Below are 19,209 nucleotides of genomic sequence, written 5' to 3'. Positions count from 1 at the left end.
TAAGTCTTTTAATATTTCTAGATAGCTTATCATCTTATCTTTATCTGACAATTCATTTTTGACTCCTTGGTGTTTTTTGCTCCAAGGTCAGCAAATTCTTTCACTTTCTTTTTATCAAATTTACCTTCAATAACTCCAAGTTTTTTTAAGATTTCTTCAAACTTTGAGATTATCTCTTTATTTACACTCACTTTTTGTCTAAGTGGTCTTTCAACTGTCACTTGCTAGTAACCAAATTCTTCATTGGCAAATAGTTTACTCTTGTCATTTTCTTGAAAATTTAGATATAAATTCAAAATTACCAACCCCATCAGTAAAAGAGTTGAACCATTATGAACTTCTACAACGCAAAACCCCATTTCTGTATTTTTCATTTTGGATATAGCATTTAATAGAAATAAAAATTGACCCTCAGAAACATCGGATATCTTTCTAAAGTCGGTCTCTTCATTATGAGTCGTGATGAATCATGTCTTTGATATTCTTTTTTAAATCTCTGTCTGCTCCTTGTCCCATCTTTTCAAAATCAGTATATCCATATTAGCAAATAGATAATTATTTCGTAAAACTATTAAGACTTTTATTTAGCGTATAGTTCATACCCATTTTTGTGTCTTCTAATGTTGCTCCTCCAGCTGCAATCAATGCATTAGCTAGTCCACCTTCTACATAATTTTCTTCCATCCCATCATAGTGTTTATTATTATACTCTTAATGCTGAATAATAGGCTATAATTTGAGCTTGAGCATATTTATCGTGAGCATTTGCATACAATAAGCCTCATAAAATTAGTTTGTTGTAAAATGTGTAACTGACACCTCTCTTATTCATAGTGTAACGAATGAGAGAGAACTGTTACAACTTCACTATATCACTATAAATGCCTGACACTATATAAACACACTGTGGAATAAATTTTTAGTGGGTAGCCTTACAAAAACGCTTAAACTCACAATCTATTTTAGCATTCAATTTCATATTACAATTAACCTACTTCGACTGCTTCTATTTCTTTTACATTTATTTCTTTAGTTAGTAAAACACTAATAATTTCGTGTAATGAGGAGAATTTTCTTCCAGAAATCCAACCTCCTTTTTCAATGTAACCATTTATACAGTACTTACAAAGTTCTATATATACTTGATTATCAGATCTATTGTTATTCTCTATCATATTAAAAATAGTATTATCCAGTTCCCTTGCACAAAACATATCTATATTTGATATTTCATAAAATTTACTATCTATTGTAGGGATTTCTTTATTGAATCCATGTATCCTTATATTCTTTCTTATCTCTGAATTATTTCTTAATTTTTCAATATCTTTAATTTTGTTCCATATGATTTCATGTATAATGATCTTATTGCACTTTAACGCACACTCTTTATCGCCGTAAAAATTATAAATGATTTGTTTATCATTAGGTATTCTGACTTTAATTTTGAATAATAATTCATTAAATACATGGTGCGTTTTTTTTAATCTCACTCCATATATGATATCTATGAATTCTTCTATATATTCCTCGACTTGTTCCATAACTAGCATAGGCCGATTTTTAATTATTTTTATATCATCTAAAAACATTATTTTTTATCCTCCACATCCACTTTGTCAACCCATTCAGCATCACCAGAGCCATTTTTAGTCTGTAGTAGTCAAACATTTGTGACACAGGCTCCTAATGATGTACGTAAAAAGTACTCTGCTATATATTCATTAGATGATGGAAACCCCAACACTTTTTATGCTATGTTATTATATCTACTTGCATACCGTCGATGGACGTTTAAGAAGGTATCGATACATAGATTGTTTGCAACCTACCTATACTAAACGCCACCTTTTTCACGTATTCAAATAGCATCTGCGAAATACTGCTGAATGTATCTAAGCGATACGGGATAATAATGATTTGCATCTACGCCTACATAATATCGAAGTATATCGTTAGCACGATTTTCTTCATTATAGTGTCCATCAGGTTGAATATGCCCATGTAAATGAATGCTACTATTATGACGACTCTGATTCCATTCTTCTTGTAAGCACGCTCGCGCCTCCCATCGCAAAGGATCTCTGCATCCATATTTTCACAGTTCATACATCTATATTTTCATAGTTCATTTTTATATCATACATACTGTGTTTCATAATCGTACCAATAAGCATTTCTGTCTATCGACTATACACTAATTTCTTCTTTTTTTCTCTTCAAATAGGAGACCTCATTTACTATTGCAAACTTTATTCTGCCTGTGCATCAAAGGATTGTTTCACAATTTCCATGATTTGATCTAGTTCATCCTGATGCTCCATAAACAATTCTACATCGCCATTTCCCCAACGTCCTAAACCGGTAATATCCTTACAAATACCGTTAGGATCATTAATCTCTGAAAACTTCATATTAATCGAGATGCGCAATCTTTGTTTCTGAAAAACAATATCAACAAAATTGGTGTCCAGTTTATAGGCAACATACAACTTTTTGTATTCCTTCTTTACCGCTGGAGATAAGTTCATAATGCGCTTATCTAACGACTCGAACAGCATTCTTGTAAAAGCATTCACATCATATGTTTTTAAGGAATATTTCTGCACTATTTTTTCTTCTACTTGATAGGGCACAAGTTCCGCAACTGTTAAAGTTGGATATGGCCAGATAACTTCTGCTTTCTTTGCTAATTCGTTTGCTCTCTCTTGGATATGTTTTTCATTCCACGTATTTTGCAAGACCACATATTTATTAAGTCTAAGTGCACTTTCTTTGAAACCACCCGGCATATCCATCTTTTCCAAGAAAGGCCTGTCACTCATTTCAGAATTATATGCAGTCAAAGTAAGATTGCCAATTGTATGTAAATACTTTTTCTGAACCTTCTGCCACTCGGCGCCAAGATCAGCTTGCCACTCTAACGGAAGATGTTTGTTCTGCGGCATAATATGCTCAATCGTATAATTTTCTATTACAATTGGCGCTTTATTTTCAAAATTTTCCAAACGACTAAGAATATAATTTCTAGCACGCATATTATAAATATCACGGCTTGTAAATGCGCTTTCAAACTTATCGTTATCCGGAAATTCTTTATATGTATCCTGCATCACGAAAAATGCCTTAACAGAATTCATATAATCATCTGGTCTAATATAATTCTTCAGTGTTACAAATGTTTTGTTCATTGAGTTGGTCGGAATCTCACAAATTGCACGTCTCAGAACATAGCTAATGCAAAGCTTCAAAATTTTCTTCAGTTCATCTGATGAAATTAGTTCTTCTACGCAATCATGATGAATTTTCAGCAAGAACGGGTAAGATACTTCCATTCTTAAATCGATAATGTCCTCATACAACTTCTTTAAATCCGTGTCAATATTTCGCTTGAATACAATGTTTGTATAATATTTTGCATATTCAAGCAAATCTTGACATAATTCTCTGATAGTTCCAAATTCACAATTTAAATGATACAATTTAAATTCTTCATATACACGTCCTTGCTTTGGAATACGAGAAAGTTTCATAGTCAAGTAGTGACGGAAGAACCCATCCATTACTGTTCCTTGTGTCTCATACATAAACAACTGTTCCATAGGTCGCCAAAAATGTTCATACACATAGGTTTGTTCCGATGGATCTAATCCCATCAAAACATAGTTACGAATCAAATCAGATGCAGAAAGTTCCTTACCGGTGGAGTTCAAACTTTCAAAAATTGCCTGTGCATCGTCAACAGCACGATCTAATGTGATATTAACAATTTGTAATTTTCCAATTGACTCATATACCTCTGCAAGCTGAATTTCTTTATCAGCCAACTTGCTAGCAAAAAAGCTGTAATTTTCAATCAATCTTGATCTAGTGCCTTCTGCAATTGGCTTTTCCTCAACAAGGCTTATAAGAATATCTCTATCTATTTCAGTCAGCAGTAACTTATATCGTTCATCACCACTTTCATACTCGTTTTTTAGAAGCATATTATCTATACGACGAGCATTGATTGTTGTGTCATTCGGATTCTTGATTGCATAATCGCGTAAAGCTAGAAGAAGCAGTGTTAAGGTAGTCATTCGCTGTTGGCCGTCAATAATCATATATTTCTGAACACCTGTTGGCATTGCCTGTTCAGCAATATTAACAATCGAACCTACAAAATGGCCCACTTTACCTTTTCTCTGCATTTCTACAATATCGTTCCAAAGTCGTTTACACTGATCTATATCCCAGCTGTAGAATCTCTGATACACAGGAATCAAGAATTGCTTATTTCCGTTCAATATCTCATAAATATTGCCTTTACGTGCATCCATATCGCACCTCCATTACTTCTTTTCTCCATAAGAAACCGTATCTTCTGCTACTTTGCTTAGTTCTATTTCAAATACATATGCATAGAGTTTTTCCTCTTTTCGTGATTCCACATTATCCGTCCAAAGCTCACGCTGACTAATTACTGTGCTTATTGCAAAATCATAGTCTCCCAGCGGATACTTATATTTCTTAAGGAGTCGCTTAACCATCTTACGCATCTGCGCTCTAGCAGTTTCTTTCTTCTACCAATCGATAGTGCAATTCTTACGAAGCATTTCTGTAAGTTCTCTTGTCAGAGCAATTAATGCATCATTCTTATAAAAGCCATTTAATTTTTATTTACCGCTTACTGTAGATTTTTCTCATCAATGCCACACACTCCACATGTATGGAGCTCCCCAGTAATATATCTAATGCACGGCATGGATATAGGAACCTCTTTTAACGATAGGAGCAGCTATCCCCAAAATACTTATGATTGGCTATTTACTATTTTTTTTGTTGTACTAATCACTTTGTCTTTATACTTAACTACATCGGCAATCGTTAGCTTTTCAATAGCTCGAATGTAGCGTTCCATATAATCAAAATCAGGTTCGCCATCGGCAGTGACGGGGAGAGTGATTTCACATGTCTTTACTCGTTCCCATGTTGCTTTTTTATCATAAGAAAACTGCTCTCTCGTGATTTTTTCAATACATTTTGTCAAATACAAAAGTATTTCCTCCGAACAAACATCTTTAATAGGTTTTATTAAATATGCATCCCATAAAACAGCTACTGAATGAGGTTGTGCATAGACTTTTCCTGTTGCAACTGCACCATTCTGAATAACATCAATGCACATTTCTTGCGTATTCCATTCAGATTTACGACCATAAAACATAATCCCGTTATCACCTAACTTGGCATTAACTAATGGAACACAAAATTCCTGATTAAAAACAGTTGACGTATCTTTTCGCTTATTAAAATTATCTTTTTTACACTTTGCAAACACACGTTTAAAAATGCTACTAACTACAAATTTCTTAAACCTTAGCGTCCCATTTTCACAATTAGTTTCCAAAGATCCGTTTTCATTACGTGCCGATTTTCTAGAGAGAGAGAGTACTTTCTTGTCTTCATCTGTCAGTTCATAATCATCAAGGTTAGTTACTTTTAGATAAGCCTCCAGCTCCTTGATGCGATCTTCCTCCAGCTCCTTGATGCGATCTTCCATATACTGCCAGTCAATATCATCTACCGTGTATTCGTGATTAGGGTCGGAATGCTCGATGACCGGGAGTTCTACCATCAATTCACGCACTAAAGCTCGATTAAATTTGACAGCATAACTCCATCCAGTACCAGATGCTTTTCTAATGGATGAAATCACATATAAATACCTTTTTTCATTCCAAACTTCATAATTATGTGGGTACATCCCTTGAACATGAGGATAACCAATAAAAGGTTTTGCTTGATAGAACATCGTATCTGCACCTGTTGTGGTATCAGAAAATGTAATTATCTTTCCTTCTTCCGTTGGTTCAAGTCCACAATAGCCACCAATGCCATTATCAGAAGAAGAATTAGACAAAACAGGAGTAACACCTTGAGTTGCAAATAAATCATAATTTTTCAGTTTATATGCCTTTGTTGGATGAATGTCAAACAAATCACCAATTCTAAACTCCTTATTCATCCCACTTCACCTCACCTTTTAGTATGGCACTCACTTTCCACGCTAAATAATCGGCTACTGTTTTCTTGAAATCTTCTTCCGTAGGTGTCGTATCAATCTTTTTATGCTGATTAAATGTCCAATCATCACCATTAAGTGTAATGGTATCTTTTATTACAAGTTCATTTGCTTCGGTATAATAATCAGTTTTTGCCCTTTTACCAAGGCAAATCGCCACAATTTCGTCGTATCTCTCTAGAGCATGGTCAACATTTCGCAAATTCACTTTTTGTGTTGACTTTTTGCGATTTTGTCTTGCATACCCATCTTCACTAAAATCAATGAACGTCACTATGTCATCTGCTTCATGTGGACGATTTACCTGAAATAAATAGATAGCGGTTTGCACAGAAGACTTACCGTTAAATAAATCGGTCGGCATATGGATACTTGTAAGCAATGTATTTTTTTCTAATATTCGTTTAGCATACACATCACCTTGACCGCTACCTGCATTTTCTTGAATTAAAACAGCACCGTAACCTGTTTCCATTTTTGATAAGGCTTCGTCTACAAAGTTAAGGCCTTTACCCGGTGCAGAGTAAGGCGGATTTAATAAGAATACGTTCGCTGGAAAGTTATGCGATTTCATGAAATCAGGTGCTTCCTTATGTGAGTCACCACAAATAATTTGTGAGGAACCATCCCCCATAAGAATCATATTCAGCACGGCTAAAATATAAATATTTCCAAGAATCTCAATACCTAACAGTTGATTTTGCTTAATATTTTGAATCTTACAGTCTAACGCCGTATTATCTTTGATAGTGTTCTTTGCATCATCAATCATTAGTTCCATAGCAGATACAAGAAATCCAGAAGAACCCATACAGGTATCCCATACGAACGAGTCTTTATTGGTTCTGGTAATTCGTGCCATTAAGTTTGTGACAAAACGCGGAGTTAAAACGACATCGTTTTTTTTGTCGTTATCAATCGAAACCCAGTCATTGAGTGAGTTTAGAATTTTACCTGTAAAATCTAAATGAATGTGACTTTCAAGTAGTGGTAAGATCTCTTCTTTCACCTGTTTGTAGACGGATTTAATTACACTTTCGCCATTCACAGGCTTCCAAAGATCCTGCTTTTTAAATACAGGCTTTAAGTAATTATTAACCATCTCAATCTTATCGCTTGGGCATTGCTTTTTTCGTAAGAATGAATTAGTACGATCAAGGATTTTTTTACCATCATTCTCAAACTCATCGTCATTACTATGAAAATCAGTCACCTCAAGCGATTTTACACCTTCTGTCGTAAGTCCTACCATAATCAAACCACAGAAGAAATAAAGTTTATCATTGGTAGAAAGTAAATTTTTAATCGTCGCATCATCATAAATTCTTTGATGAATGTTTTTAATGCTTTGTTCCAGCAACTCTTCTTTATCGCGTTTCAGTTTTTCAAGCTCTTTATCAGTAAGTAAGAGCCTATCCAACAAGTTATATAAAGAATCTATATTTTCACTTTTCATTTGGGAAAATTCAAAATTAAGAATTTCTTTAGGCACTTTACCGTTCTTTTGAGAGACATAATAAGCTTTAAGCTCAGGATTTGCAAGCCTCCCATCTTTTAGTTCCCAGCCATTAATGCCGATTATGATAACTTCGTTATAAGTGCCCTCATCAAGAATCGCCAGTCCATAATGTAAAGCACCATTTACAGCATATTGCTGTACCACACTATGAGGATTTTTCCCTTTACTTATAAGCTCAATATCGCCATCTTTAGTAAGCTTTTCAAGTTTATTTTTAGTCCCTTTGGCTTCAATCATCACTGGAATATCACGACGTGTTCTATTTTGTAAAAGCAATTGTATATCGGGATAATTATTACCAGAGCCACCAGACTTACTGTCTGCCTCTTTTAGTGCTTTAGTAATAGAAGGATTTATTTCTTCGGTCTTACCATAATGTCTAATATTCAATGTATCAAGCTGTGCTTTATAATATTCTTCAACTTTTTCTTCAATACTTGCCATAATTACCTCCTTATATCCATCCTGTACATTCAATCTGTCTCGTCACTACACTTAGACATTAGGCAAACACACTCTACATGACTCGTCATAGGGAACATATCCACTGGTTGAATGAGTTTTGTTACATAGCCGTATTCTTTTAAAATCGCTATATCACGCACCATAGACGCAGGATTACAGGACACATATACCAATCTACTAGGCTGCATGGCTACGGCTGCTAGCAAGACTGGTTCTTTACAGCCTGCCCGAATGGGGTCAAAGACAATCACATCTGGGCGAACGCCTTTTTTATACAGTTGTGGCATTACATCTGCCGCATCACCAACAATAAATTCACAGTTAGAAAAGCCATTCGCCTTGGCATTTGCTCTCGCATCAATAATGGCTGGCTCTACAATTTCAATACCAATAACACGCTTTGCCTGTTTAGCCAATAGTAACGATATCGTTCCCGTTCCACAGTACGCATCGATAACCGTTTCATTACCAGTTAAGTCCGCCAATTCTAAGGCTGTTTGATATAGGACGCGTGTTTGTTCTGGATTCACTTGAAAGAACGAATGAGGTGACAAGGTAAATGTTAAATTATCGATAGTATCCTCAATGGTTTCATTGCCATATAATAAGGTGTTTGTGGGCCCCATAATCACATTTGTCCGTTTAGGATTATAGTTCTGCACAATCGATGTAACCTTTGGCAATCGCTTCCGAATCATCGATACCCATGTATCTGCTTGAGGCAATGTGCTAGTAGCCGTTACTAGTATAATCATCCATGCATCATGACCAATACGTCCAACAATATGTCGCAAAACACCTGTTCCCGTAGTTTCATTATACGGTTCTATCTCTAATTGACATGCAATATCATAGCAAACCTGTGCAATCTGATTATTTTCTTCTCTTTGAATATGACACGACGTACCTTGCACGATATCGTGTGAGCCCGTTGCATAGAATCCCATACGAATTGCATCGATTGTACCGCCTACAGGCATTTGCATTTTATTCCGATAATGCCATGGGCTAGTAGGTCCCAATGTAGGTTGCACTACGTCAGGACACATATGTCCCATACGTTCCACCATATCCTTTACTTTTTGTGTCTTCAAGTCTAATTGGCCATGATAGGAAATATGTTGCAATTGACAGCCCCCACAATTGCCATATATGTCACACATAGGCTCTACTCGTTCTTTACTAGGTTCTATGACACGAATTAACCTCGCCGTGGCATAGTTCTTTTTCACCACTTGAATTTGGCATTCCACCACTTCATGTGGTAAGGCAAACGGTATAAATATAGTAAAGTTATCAATTCTACCTACTCCTTCACCACTAGTCCCCATGCCATGAACAGATACGATATAGGTATGGCCAACAAGCACTGGAGCTGGCAAGTAATTCACCGCCCCAGTGCTTGTACATGTAGATTTACTTTTTTTTGTTTTTTTACGTACTTTCATATGCTTAGTCATGACTTTCACCAATTCTATTTTTATACTTAACAATAGAAGCGAGTAGTAATACTATAATGATGCAAAGCACCTTAATCCATATTTCATACCCCATAATGTAGGGTTGTAACAAAGCATCTTCTATAATCATTTCGCCTGCCACCCAACCTAATAAAGCACCACCGGCATACAGAATAATTGGGAACCGATTAATAATCTTAGCAAATAAAGCGGAACTAAAAATAATGATGGGTACGGTAATCAACATACCTACAATAACAAGTTCTAAATGCCCTTGTGCCGCCGCCACAACGGCTAACACATTATCAATACTCATCATCGCATCAGCCATAACAATTGTGATAATAGCACCACGCAACGAATTTCTAGCTTTAATATCTTTGGTTTCATCGCTATCTGCTAACAGTTGTATAGCAATCCATAACAGTACGAGTCCACCAATAATATGTAGAGCAGGAATAATATGTAAGGCTTCTACTAATACAGTCGCCATCAACAATCGTAAGGCAATGGCACCAAAGGTCCCCCAAAAGATAGCTTTTTTCTGTAAATCTGGATGCAATTTTCCAGCAGCCATACCGATAACAACCGCATTATCTCCTGCTAACAAAATATCAATAATAATGATTTTACCAATAACTAACCACGTGGCGATTTCTAAAAATTCAGTCATACTCTTTCCTCTCTATTCTATCCACTTGTCGCTGTAACATCCACTTACCATAGCCTCGTAAAGAAAGCGTTACACATGTAGTATATATTTATTATATACCATTACGCATAGTATCACTATACGCACAATCTAATGAGCGATGTACTTCTATCGATTATGTCACCTATAGATAGGTATTTATGCTTTTTTCAAACGATTGGTGATGATGGCAGCACCGACCACTAGGATAACACAAGCAATGCTAATGATGGTTTGATACGCCGATAGCATGCTTTCTACAATTGGGTCTTCTAACATCATACCTGCTCCAACCCAAGCTAATATAGCGCCACCTACATATAAAATAACAGGGTACCGTTCAATAAGATCTACAAATAAGGTACTACCCCATACAATGATAGGTACGGTAATCAACATGCCAATGGCTACAAAGGTCATGTGTCCATCCGCAGCGCCTACAACGCCTAGCACATTATCAACACCCATAATACCATCAGCAATAATAATCGTTGTAATAGCTCCTAATAAACTATCTTTTGCTTGTACTGTATGTTCTGAGTTTTGATCTAATAATAGTTTATAGGCTATCCAAAGTAACAACACACCGCCGATCAATCGCAATGCAGGAATCGTATTAATTGCTTCTATAAAAAGAAATGCCATTACCAAGCGCAATAGGATGGCACCAACAGTGCCCCAAAAAATAGCACGTTTTTGATATTTGGGTTGTAAATTTTTAGCCGCCATACCGATAACAATCGCATTATCGCCGGCCAATAAAATATCAATGATTAAAATTTGCAATAATACTAATAACCCGGTTAACGAAAACATTTCCATGTTATATCCTCCATCCATAACTGTGGCGTATCCACTCCCCTACATCGAACATCATCGATAATTTTATTATACCATGATTCATCATGCATCACATATAAAAATGGTATGCCTACAGTAGTTATCCCCTTATCTGTACGGATAAGGGCATCAACATACCCATAGGCATACCTATATATTATTGGTACTGCATTGCTACTCGTTAACGCGCTATGACTGCATACGACAAGACGTTATCATATAATACTTATAGCACCTACGTTAGATGTAAATATCTCCATGCCATACGCTACCTATACGATTCTACTTTTTATGAGCAGTATATTTAATTTCAAAGGCTGTTAAAATACGAGTTAATCGTTCATCAAGAAATGTACCTGCTTGTTGTCTAATAGCATCTGGTACACCATAATAGGCCTCTGCTATACTACCCGTAATAGCTGCAATCGTATCGCTATCACCACCGATAGAAATAGCATTACGAATGGCATCCTCAAAATTTTTGGATTCAAAAAAGGCTGCGAATGCTTGTGGTACACTGCCTTGACAAGAAACATCAAACTTATAGGTATCTCGTATCGCATCTAATGTAAAATCGATAGGATAATAAGCATCATTAATATATGTATATATTTCATCCATACTCTTGCCCGTACGCGCTAAAAATACGGCAACCGCTACCGCTTTGGCCGCTTTAATGCCTTCTGGATGATCGTGCGTCACAGCCGTCACTGTCTGTGCCAGATCCATTACTTCTTCTATCGACTCCCCTACATAACCGCATCCACCGACACGCATAGCTGCACCATTCCCCCAACTATTATACGGCTCTGGTGTTTTACTTTTTAACCATGCTTTAAAACGTTTCCCATAACCTGCACGTGGATATGCGTTACCAAGTTCTTGCATGCTCTTAATGGCATACGATGATAATTCATCATAGTTTTCACAAGCCATTAATGCGTCACAGACAGCTAAGGTCATCACTGTATCATCAGTAAATCGACATCGTTTACCAAAAAAATCAAATTCTTTCGTTTTGATATTGTGCCATTCAAAACGTGACCCCACAATATCACCAATAATTGCACCAATCATAGTATCCCCTCCTTAACATGTAACTAGTATATGAAAAATATGTAAATACTATTATATAAAAACTACTATACTATGTAAATACTAAAACGATACTATATAATTCTTACTTTCAATGCATCATTGAACTTACTAGAATACTTCTCCATATGCCATATGTATTGATAGTAACATGTGTCATACATGTTTGACTACTACAGAGAAAGACACTGTATCAGCATATCAATTCATTGCAGAAATAATTATTTTTTGTTACAATAATATGTATTGTAAGGACTTACTATTGTCATCATTTCTATGTAACAATGTGACAACTAAGTCCTTTTCTTGTTTTTCTATTATCAATCTATTAGAAAGGACTGTATAGCCATAGACTATACAAAATACTTATATATGAAACAAACCTATACGTATCTACAAAAGATCATTCAGTTTTTAAAACTATTTACGCCTATGGCGATTACACAGTTTTCCTTATTGGCTGGATCTTTCGTAGCTTTATTTTTAAGTGGTCAATATAGTACAGCTGATTTAGCCGGTGTATCCATTGGCTATAATATTTGGATTTCTATTTATACAGGGTGCATGGGAATTCTCTTAGGGATTACTCCTATTATATCTCATCTATTAGGAGCTAATAAGTTACAATCTATGCGCACGATTATTCAGCACGGTTTATATGTAGCTACTGCTATGGGAATTTTCCTATTGCTTGTTTGTGGCTTATGTATGGATAATTTTCTAACCTTTTTACATATGGAATATGATGCCTATGTGGTCGCTCTAAAATATTTAGGTGGTATCGCGATTGCTATTCTTCCTTTGCTATGGGTATGTGTTCTTAGAAACACGGTAGATTCTCATGGATACACACACTACTCTATGTATGTCACTGTATTCACTTGTATTATTAATATCATATTTAACTATATTTTTATTGCCGGTCGATTTGGGTTACCTGCACTAGGCGGAATGGGTGCCGGTTTTGCAACCGCTCTTTCCGTATGGCTTAATTTTCTTATCTACTGCGCTATTCTTACATACAATAAAGCCTTTCGCCATTATAAAATTTTCACACACTGGAGCTCACCACAATGGACCTATATTCGAGAACAATTAAAAATGGGTATCCCCATCGGCATATCTATTTTCATGGAAGTAAGTATTTTTTCTATTGCTGGTCTCCTCATGGTTCATTTTGGCACTAATTATGTTGCTGCTCATCAAGCTGCGTTAGGATTTACTAATTTATTTTACTGTTTTCCTTTAAGTATTAGCATGGCTTCTACGATTGCCGTTGCCTTTGAATTAGGCGCCAATCGGCCTAAAGACGCCTTGCACTACTCCTATGTAGCTCGTGGATTAGCCATTGTCATTGCCATCGCTATATGTTCTTATACATTTACCCATATGGAAAGTATCGCCCATATGTTTACCAATGATAGTACCGTAGCCACATTAATCATTAGTTTCTTAAGTTATGCCGTATTCTTTGCCGTCATCGATGCATTCGGCACCCCATTACAAGGCATTTTACGAGGCTATAAAGATGTGAAAATCATTTCCTATATTGCCATTTTCTCCTATTATGGAGTAGGCTTACCAATTGCTTATTTTCTTAGTCGCACTCCATCATTTGGTCCCTATGGTATTTGGGTAGGTCTATTGAGCAGTGTCATCATAGCAGGTGTTTTATTCACGTTCCGTACCTACTATATTCAACACAAGATTTCCCCTCTATCTCATAAAAACAGAGTACAATAATCGTTTCTATACCCCAAAATTATACTCTTACAATACTGTAGATTTTATAATCACCTATCTAATTTGTATACTACGACTCATACACCGCTAGTATACTGGGATAGGTGATTTTTATGTCACTTATTGCCATTTTTCTAGTCAATGACCTAGTCGCCCTTTCATCCTCTATTAGTGCCAGATATATATAAATTACATATTTTTATGAGACAAGATTACTCCGTTAGCGACACTTTCATTTCTCTATTAATGCAGATATATAAAAGACCACTGTATGATGCAATGATAATACTAATTGCATCATACGGTGGTCATGTAGTATGTGACTTAGAACTTGCCACATGGAAAATAGGTACATGCTCATACTACGGTCATACATCATATTACTGTGATAGTAAGTATGTAAAACCTATCCGTCTATAGCCGTCATGTCTTAGCATTTGTAGCTAACACGTCTTGTTTATCCACTTTTGATAAGCGAAAGAACTGATATACTTTTTCCGCACTAGCCTTATTCATTCCTTCTGCCTGTGCCAATTCTTCTACACTAGCTTCTCGCATAGCTTGCAAGGTAGGAAACGCCTTATGCAATCCTTTCCGACGTTTTGGTCCAATTCCCTCAATATGGTCTAACACAGAAACTAAATTTCTCTTACCTCGCAATTTTCTATGATAGGTGATAGCAAATCGATGCGCTTCATCTCGTATTTGTTGTAACAGCTGTAATTCAGGAGAATGATGTGATAAGATGATACTTTCTGATTGTCCTTCTACAAAGACTTCTTCAATGCGCTTAGCCAGTGAAATAACTGGTACATCGGTAATGCCGACTTGACGAATTAATGATATGGATGCATGTAATTGTCCTTTACCTCCATCAATGATAATTAAATCTGGTTTGGGCCAATCCACCTCATTGCCATATCTGCGTTCCATAATTTCTGCCATCGACTTAAAATCATCTGGTTTTCCTTGTACCGTTTTCAGTTTAAATCGCCGATATTCTTTCTTCGCTGGTTTGCCCCCTTCAAATACTACCATAGAGGCCACCGTTTCAGCTCCCTGCGTATGAGAAATATCAAAGCACTCCATCCGCTCTGGCAAACGCGGTAAATCTAGCACTTGTGCTAACCGTTTTACAGCGCCTTCCGTTTTATCAATCTGATGTTGCCACTGTCGCCTTCTTTCCTGTAAAAATGACTGCGCATTCGCCGCTGCCATTTGCAATACATCTTTTTTATAGCCTCGTTGCGGTACTGATACTTCTACTTGTTGCCCTTTTCTATGAGAAAACCATTCACTCAATAACGCTTGTTCAGAACTCATCATAGGTAATAATAATTCTTTCGGAATAAATGTAGACGCCCCGTAATATTGTTTAATGAATTCTGTCATAATCACTTCTTCACTATCGCCATTCGTATGAGTAAAATAATTTTGTCTACCCAATACGCGTCCAGCCCGTATAAAAAATAACTGTACGCATACTAAATGATCATCAGAAGCGATTCCTAGCACATCCATATCACCGCGTTGTGTAACCATTCTTTGTTTCTCTTGTATTTTTTGAATTCTTTGCCACTGATTTCTATATACAGCGGCTGTTTCAAAATCTAATTCTTCTGCAGCCTGTTCCATCTTTTTTCGTATATCATCTACTAAAGAAATTGATTTTCCTTCAAAGAGTTGTATGATTTGATCAATATAGGTTCTATACGTATCAGCCGTAACATACTTTGCACAGGGAGCCTTACAATATCCCATATGGTACTGCAAACAAGGTCTATCTACTTGCATCGATTTACAGGTGCGAATGGGAAACGTTTGATGAATGATTTTTAATGTTTGATGTACGGCGGTAACATCTGTAAAGGGGCCAAAATATTTAGCCCCATCCCGCTTCATCTGCCGTGTCATAAACACACGAGGAAATTCTTCCTCTACCGTGACTTTTATATACGGATAGGTCTTATCGTCTCGCAGCATAATATTATATTTAGGCTGATGTTCTTTAATTAAGGTACATTCTAAAATTAATGCTTCCATCTCTGTTTTTGTTTGTATAATTTCCACATCCACAGCATGCTTCATCATAGCTGCCACTTTAGGAGAGCGATTACTATCTTGCCGAATATAGGAACGTACACGATTGCGTATATTAATCGCTTTTCCCACATATATAATGCGCTTATACGCATCATGCCATAAATACACTCCCGGCGTTGTCGGTAAATGACGTACCTTTTCTAATAATTCATTCGTTATCATCGCTTCCCTCCTTTCATGAAAGCTACGGCTACTGTCTAATAACAGGTATGCCTATCGATTGATGCAAGGCAACATGCCCTATAGATAGTACTAGATTGTAATCCACCATCGTAAAATAATACATAGATAATTATCTACTCGTTAGCATTTTCTTTCATATACGCCTTAGTTCGTTCTAATACAGGGCCTAAAAATCTCCCTGTATAACTTTCTTTTACCATAGCAATTTCTTCTGGTGTACCAGTGGCCACAATTTTGCCACCACGGCTTCCCCCCTCTGGCCCTAAGTCAATAATATGATCTGCTGTTTTAATCACATCCAGGTTATGCTCAATAACAATGACTGTATCCCCTGCATCAACTAATTGTTGCAATACATATAAAAGCTTTCTAATATCTTCTGCATGAAGCCCCGTCGTTGGCTCATCTAAAATATATACGGTCTTTCCTGTACTACGGCGTGCTAATTCTGTAGCCAATTTAACACGTTGTGCTTCGCCTCCCGACAAAGTAGTGGCTGGTTGTCCTAATCGAATATAACCTAACCCTACCTCTTGTAATGTCACTAATTTACGATAAATTTTAGGAATTGAGGCAAAAAACTCTACTGCATCATCTACGGTCATATCTAACACATCGGCAATGGACTTGCCTTTATACGTCACTTCTAAGGTTTCTCTATTATAACGAGCCCCTTTGCAGACTTCACAAGGTACATACACATCTGGTAAAAAATGCATTTCAATCTTTATAATGCCATCGCCTCGACAAGCTTCACAACGACCACCTTTTACATTAAAACTAAATCGTCCTTGCTTATAGCCACGCATTTTAGCTTCTGGCGTTTGACTATATAATTCGCGAATGGCATCAAAAACACCCGTATACGTAGCAGGGTTTGATCGTGGTGTACGCCCAATAGGACTTTGGTCAATATTAATCACTTTATCTACATAGTCTATTCCTCTAATGTCTTTATAGGATCCTACAGGATGATATGTTCTATGTAAACGATTTGATAAGGCTTTATATAATATATCGTTAACCAACGTCGATTTACCTGACCCACTAACGCCCGTAACAACAGTCAACACGCCTATAGGAAATTTAACCGTCATATTCTGTAAGTTATTCTCTTTAGCTCCACGAATTTCAATACATTCCTTGCCAACTTTTCGCCTAGTTTCTGGTAATGCAATATACCGATGACCACATAAATATTGACCTGTAATAGAATTCTTACAGTTCATCACTTCTGTTACCGTACCTGCTGCTACTACTTGTCCACCATGTTCTCCTGCACCTGGCCCAATGTCCACTAAATAATCTGCTGCACGCATAGTATCTTCATCATGCTCAACAACTAATACAGTATTACCTAAATCACGCAGACCTTGTAAAGTAGCAATTAAGCGATCATTATCACGTTGATGTAGCCCGATAGAAGGTTCATCCAAGATATATAATACTCCCACTAGTCCAGACCCAATCTGTGTAGCCAACCGAATGCGTTGTGCCTCACCACCAGACAAAGTACCTGCACTACGGCTAAGTGTTAAATAATCTAATCCCACATTATTTAAAAAGCCTAACCGTGCTTTAATTTCTTTTAAAATCTGTTCTCCAATCACTAATTCGCGATCGGTTAATACTAATTGATCAAAAAAAGCGACCGCTTCTTGAATGGTAAAATTCGTTACTTCTTCAATCGTCTTATGCCCTACTAAAATGGATAGTGCTTCTGATTTCAATCGCGCTCCATGACAAGTAGTACAAGGTTTCACAGACATAAATTTTTCAAATTCTTCACGAAGAGAATCACTTGTAGCCTCACTGTGACGACGTTTTATCATCGGCAAAATACCTTCGTACTCTGTATGAAAGCTCTTTACTTCACCACGCATATTTTCATAGTCAAACGTAACTTTTTCTGTAGATCCATGCATAACTTGTTTCTGCAATGATTTTGAAAGGTCTTGAAATGAATTATCTAAGCTATACCCATGTTGTACTAACAAGCCTTCTAATTGACGCATAAACCAAGCATTAGGATTGGCACTTAACGCAACTACCGCCCCATCTCTAAATGGTATTGTCTTATCTGGTATGACGCGCTGTTCATCAACTTCCATAGTACTTCCCAATCCAGAGCAAGCAGGACAAGCACCAAAAGGACTATTGAAGGAAAACATGCGTGGTTCAATCTTAGGCATCGAAATATGACAATCGGGACATGCAAAATGTTGACTATACATATGCTGCAATCCATCTACCTCTTGCACTAATACGAGTCCATCGCCCCATTGTGCAGCGGTTTCCATCGAGTCGGCTAAGCGAGTTTCAATACCTGGTTTCACCACAAGACGGTCAATGACTACTTCTATATCATGTTTTTTATTTTTATCTAATTGAATATCCTCATCCAAAGTGAATACGGTACCATCAATACAAACACGGGCAAAGCCCTCTTTACGCATACGCTCCAATAAGGCTTTATGCTCTCCTTTTTTGCCACGAATCAAGGGTGCCTCTACAATAATTTTTGTCCGTTCTGGTAAACTCATTACATCATCTGTCATTTGTTGTATCGTCTGCGATGTGATTGGCTTACCACAACTTGGACAGTGAGCATGTCCAATACGCGCAAATAATAATCGTAAATAATCATAAATTTCTGTCACAGTACCCACAGTAGATCGCGGATTACGACTCGTCGTTTTTTGATCAATCGAAATAGCTGGAGATAAGCCTTCAATATAATCCACATCTGGTTTATCCATTTGTCCTAAAAATTGTCGTGCATAAGCCGATAAGGACTCCACATATCGCCGTTGACCTTCTGCATAAATCGTGTCGAATGCTAACGATGACTTACCCGATCCAGACAAGCCAGTCAATACAATCAACGCATTGCGAGGTAATGAAATATCTATGTTCTTTAAATTATGTTGTCTTGCTCCTTTTATAATTAATTCGTCTCTCATGACTGATATAATGATGTATACATACATCATGTCCTTTCTCTACTAATCTTTACATCGTTATATACCTAGTAACCTACATAGGG

At 36.7% G+C, this 19,209-nt stretch carries 14 protein-coding genes and 1 pseudogene; 1 reads left to right on the top strand and 14 read right to left on the bottom strand.

What is annotated here, in order from left to right:
* Positions 1 to 29: 29 nt before the first annotated feature.
* The 12 genes and pseudogenes from P6940_RS06150 to P6940_RS06095 form a co-directional block, all read right to left on the bottom strand.
* The gene (locus tag P6940_RS06150; protein ID WP_038152345.1) at positions 30 to 221 is read right to left on the bottom strand and encodes a hypothetical protein; all 192 of its coding nucleotides are present in this window, start codon (positions 219 to 221) and stop codon (positions 30 to 32) included.
* A gap of 334 nt (positions 222 to 555) precedes the next feature.
* Positions 556 to 684, bottom strand: a complete 129-nt coding sequence (locus tag P6940_RS06145; protein WP_277293490.1) for a hypothetical protein — start codon at positions 682 to 684, stop codon at positions 556 to 558.
* A gap of 302 nt (positions 685 to 986) precedes the next feature.
* Positions 987 to 1,592 (bottom strand): hypothetical protein, encoded by a 606-nt coding sequence (locus tag P6940_RS06140; RefSeq protein ID WP_277293489.1) that lies wholly within the window; start codon positions 1,590 to 1,592, stop codon positions 987 to 989.
* Positions 1,593 to 1,861: 269 nt separating this feature from the next.
* Entirely contained in the window at positions 1,862 to 2,077 is a 216-nt protein-coding gene (locus P6940_RS06135; protein WP_277293488.1) for a hypothetical protein, read from the bottom strand.
* Positions 2,078 to 2,252: 175 nt separating this feature from the next.
* Positions 2,253 to 4,319, bottom strand: a complete 2,067-nt coding sequence (locus P6940_RS06130; RefSeq protein WP_277293487.1) for a DUF262 and DUF1524 domain-containing protein — start codon at positions 4,317 to 4,319, stop codon at positions 2,253 to 2,255.
* 12 nt (positions 4,320 to 4,331) lie between these two features.
* Positions 4,332 to 4,550 (bottom strand): annotated as a pseudogene (locus P6940_RS06125) (type I restriction enzyme endonuclease domain-containing protein); the annotation flags it as partial.
* Positions 4,551 to 4,792: 242 nt separating this feature from the next.
* Positions 4,793 to 6,007 (bottom strand): restriction endonuclease subunit S, encoded by a 1,215-nt coding sequence (locus P6940_RS06120; protein WP_277293486.1) that lies wholly within the window; start codon positions 6,005 to 6,007, stop codon positions 4,793 to 4,795.
* The gene (locus P6940_RS06115; RefSeq protein ID WP_277293485.1) at positions 6,000 to 8,027 is read right to left on the bottom strand and encodes an HsdM family class I SAM-dependent methyltransferase; all 2,028 of its coding nucleotides are present in this window, start codon (positions 8,025 to 8,027) and stop codon (positions 6,000 to 6,002) included. The genes P6940_RS06120 and P6940_RS06115 overlap by 8 nt, the downstream gene beginning before the upstream one ends.
* A 29-nt stretch (positions 8,028 to 8,056) precedes the next feature.
* Complete coding sequence (gene rlmD, locus P6940_RS06110; RefSeq protein ID WP_277293484.1) at positions 8,057 to 9,496, bottom strand: 23S rRNA (uracil(1939)-C(5))-methyltransferase RlmD; 1,440 nt, start codon at positions 9,494 to 9,496, stop codon at positions 8,057 to 8,059.
* A 4-nt stretch (positions 9,497 to 9,500) separates the two neighbouring features.
* Positions 9,501 to 10,181, bottom strand: a complete 681-nt coding sequence (locus tag P6940_RS06105; RefSeq protein ID WP_038152379.1) for a TerC family protein — start codon at positions 10,179 to 10,181, stop codon at positions 9,501 to 9,503.
* Positions 10,182 to 10,358: 177 nt separating this feature from the next.
* Positions 10,359 to 11,021 carry a TerC family protein gene (locus tag P6940_RS06100; RefSeq protein WP_277293483.1) on the bottom strand — a complete coding sequence of 221 codons (663 nt, stop codon included), beginning with the start codon at positions 11,019 to 11,021 and terminating at the stop codon, positions 10,359 to 10,361.
* Between the two features lie 300 nt (positions 11,022 to 11,321).
* Complete coding sequence (locus P6940_RS06095) at positions 11,322 to 12,116, bottom strand: ADP-ribosylglycohydrolase family protein (RefSeq protein ID WP_038152385.1); 795 nt, start codon at positions 12,114 to 12,116, stop codon at positions 11,322 to 11,324.
* A 390-nt stretch (positions 12,117 to 12,506) separates the two neighbouring features.
* Here P6940_RS06095 and P6940_RS06090 point away from each other — a divergent pair, with 390 nt between their 5' ends.
* Entirely contained in the window at positions 12,507 to 13,877 is a 1,371-nt protein-coding gene (locus tag P6940_RS06090; RefSeq protein ID WP_038152389.1) for an MATE family efflux transporter, read from the top strand.
* Positions 13,878 to 14,300: 423 nt separating this feature from the next.
* Here P6940_RS06090 and uvrC read toward each other — a convergent pair whose 3' ends face one another.
* Together uvrC and uvrA are read right to left on the bottom strand one after the other, a co-directional pair.
* Entirely contained in the window at positions 14,301 to 16,142 is a 1,842-nt protein-coding gene (gene uvrC / locus P6940_RS06085) for an excinuclease ABC subunit UvrC (RefSeq protein ID WP_038152392.1), read from the bottom strand.
* 134 nt (positions 16,143 to 16,276) lie between these two features.
* Positions 16,277 to 19,126 (bottom strand): excinuclease ABC subunit UvrA, encoded by a 2,850-nt coding sequence (gene uvrA / locus P6940_RS06080; protein ID WP_277293482.1) that lies wholly within the window; start codon positions 19,124 to 19,126, stop codon positions 16,277 to 16,279.
* Between the last annotated feature and the right edge of the window lie 83 nt (positions 19,127 to 19,209).

Origin of the sequence: Veillonella montpellierensis, from assembly GCF_947090115.1 — a bacterium.
Taxonomy (GTDB): domain Bacteria; phylum Bacillota; class Negativicutes; order Veillonellales; family Veillonellaceae; genus Veillonella; species Veillonella montpellierensis.
This window is presented reverse-complemented; position numbering and strand designations above follow the sequence as displayed.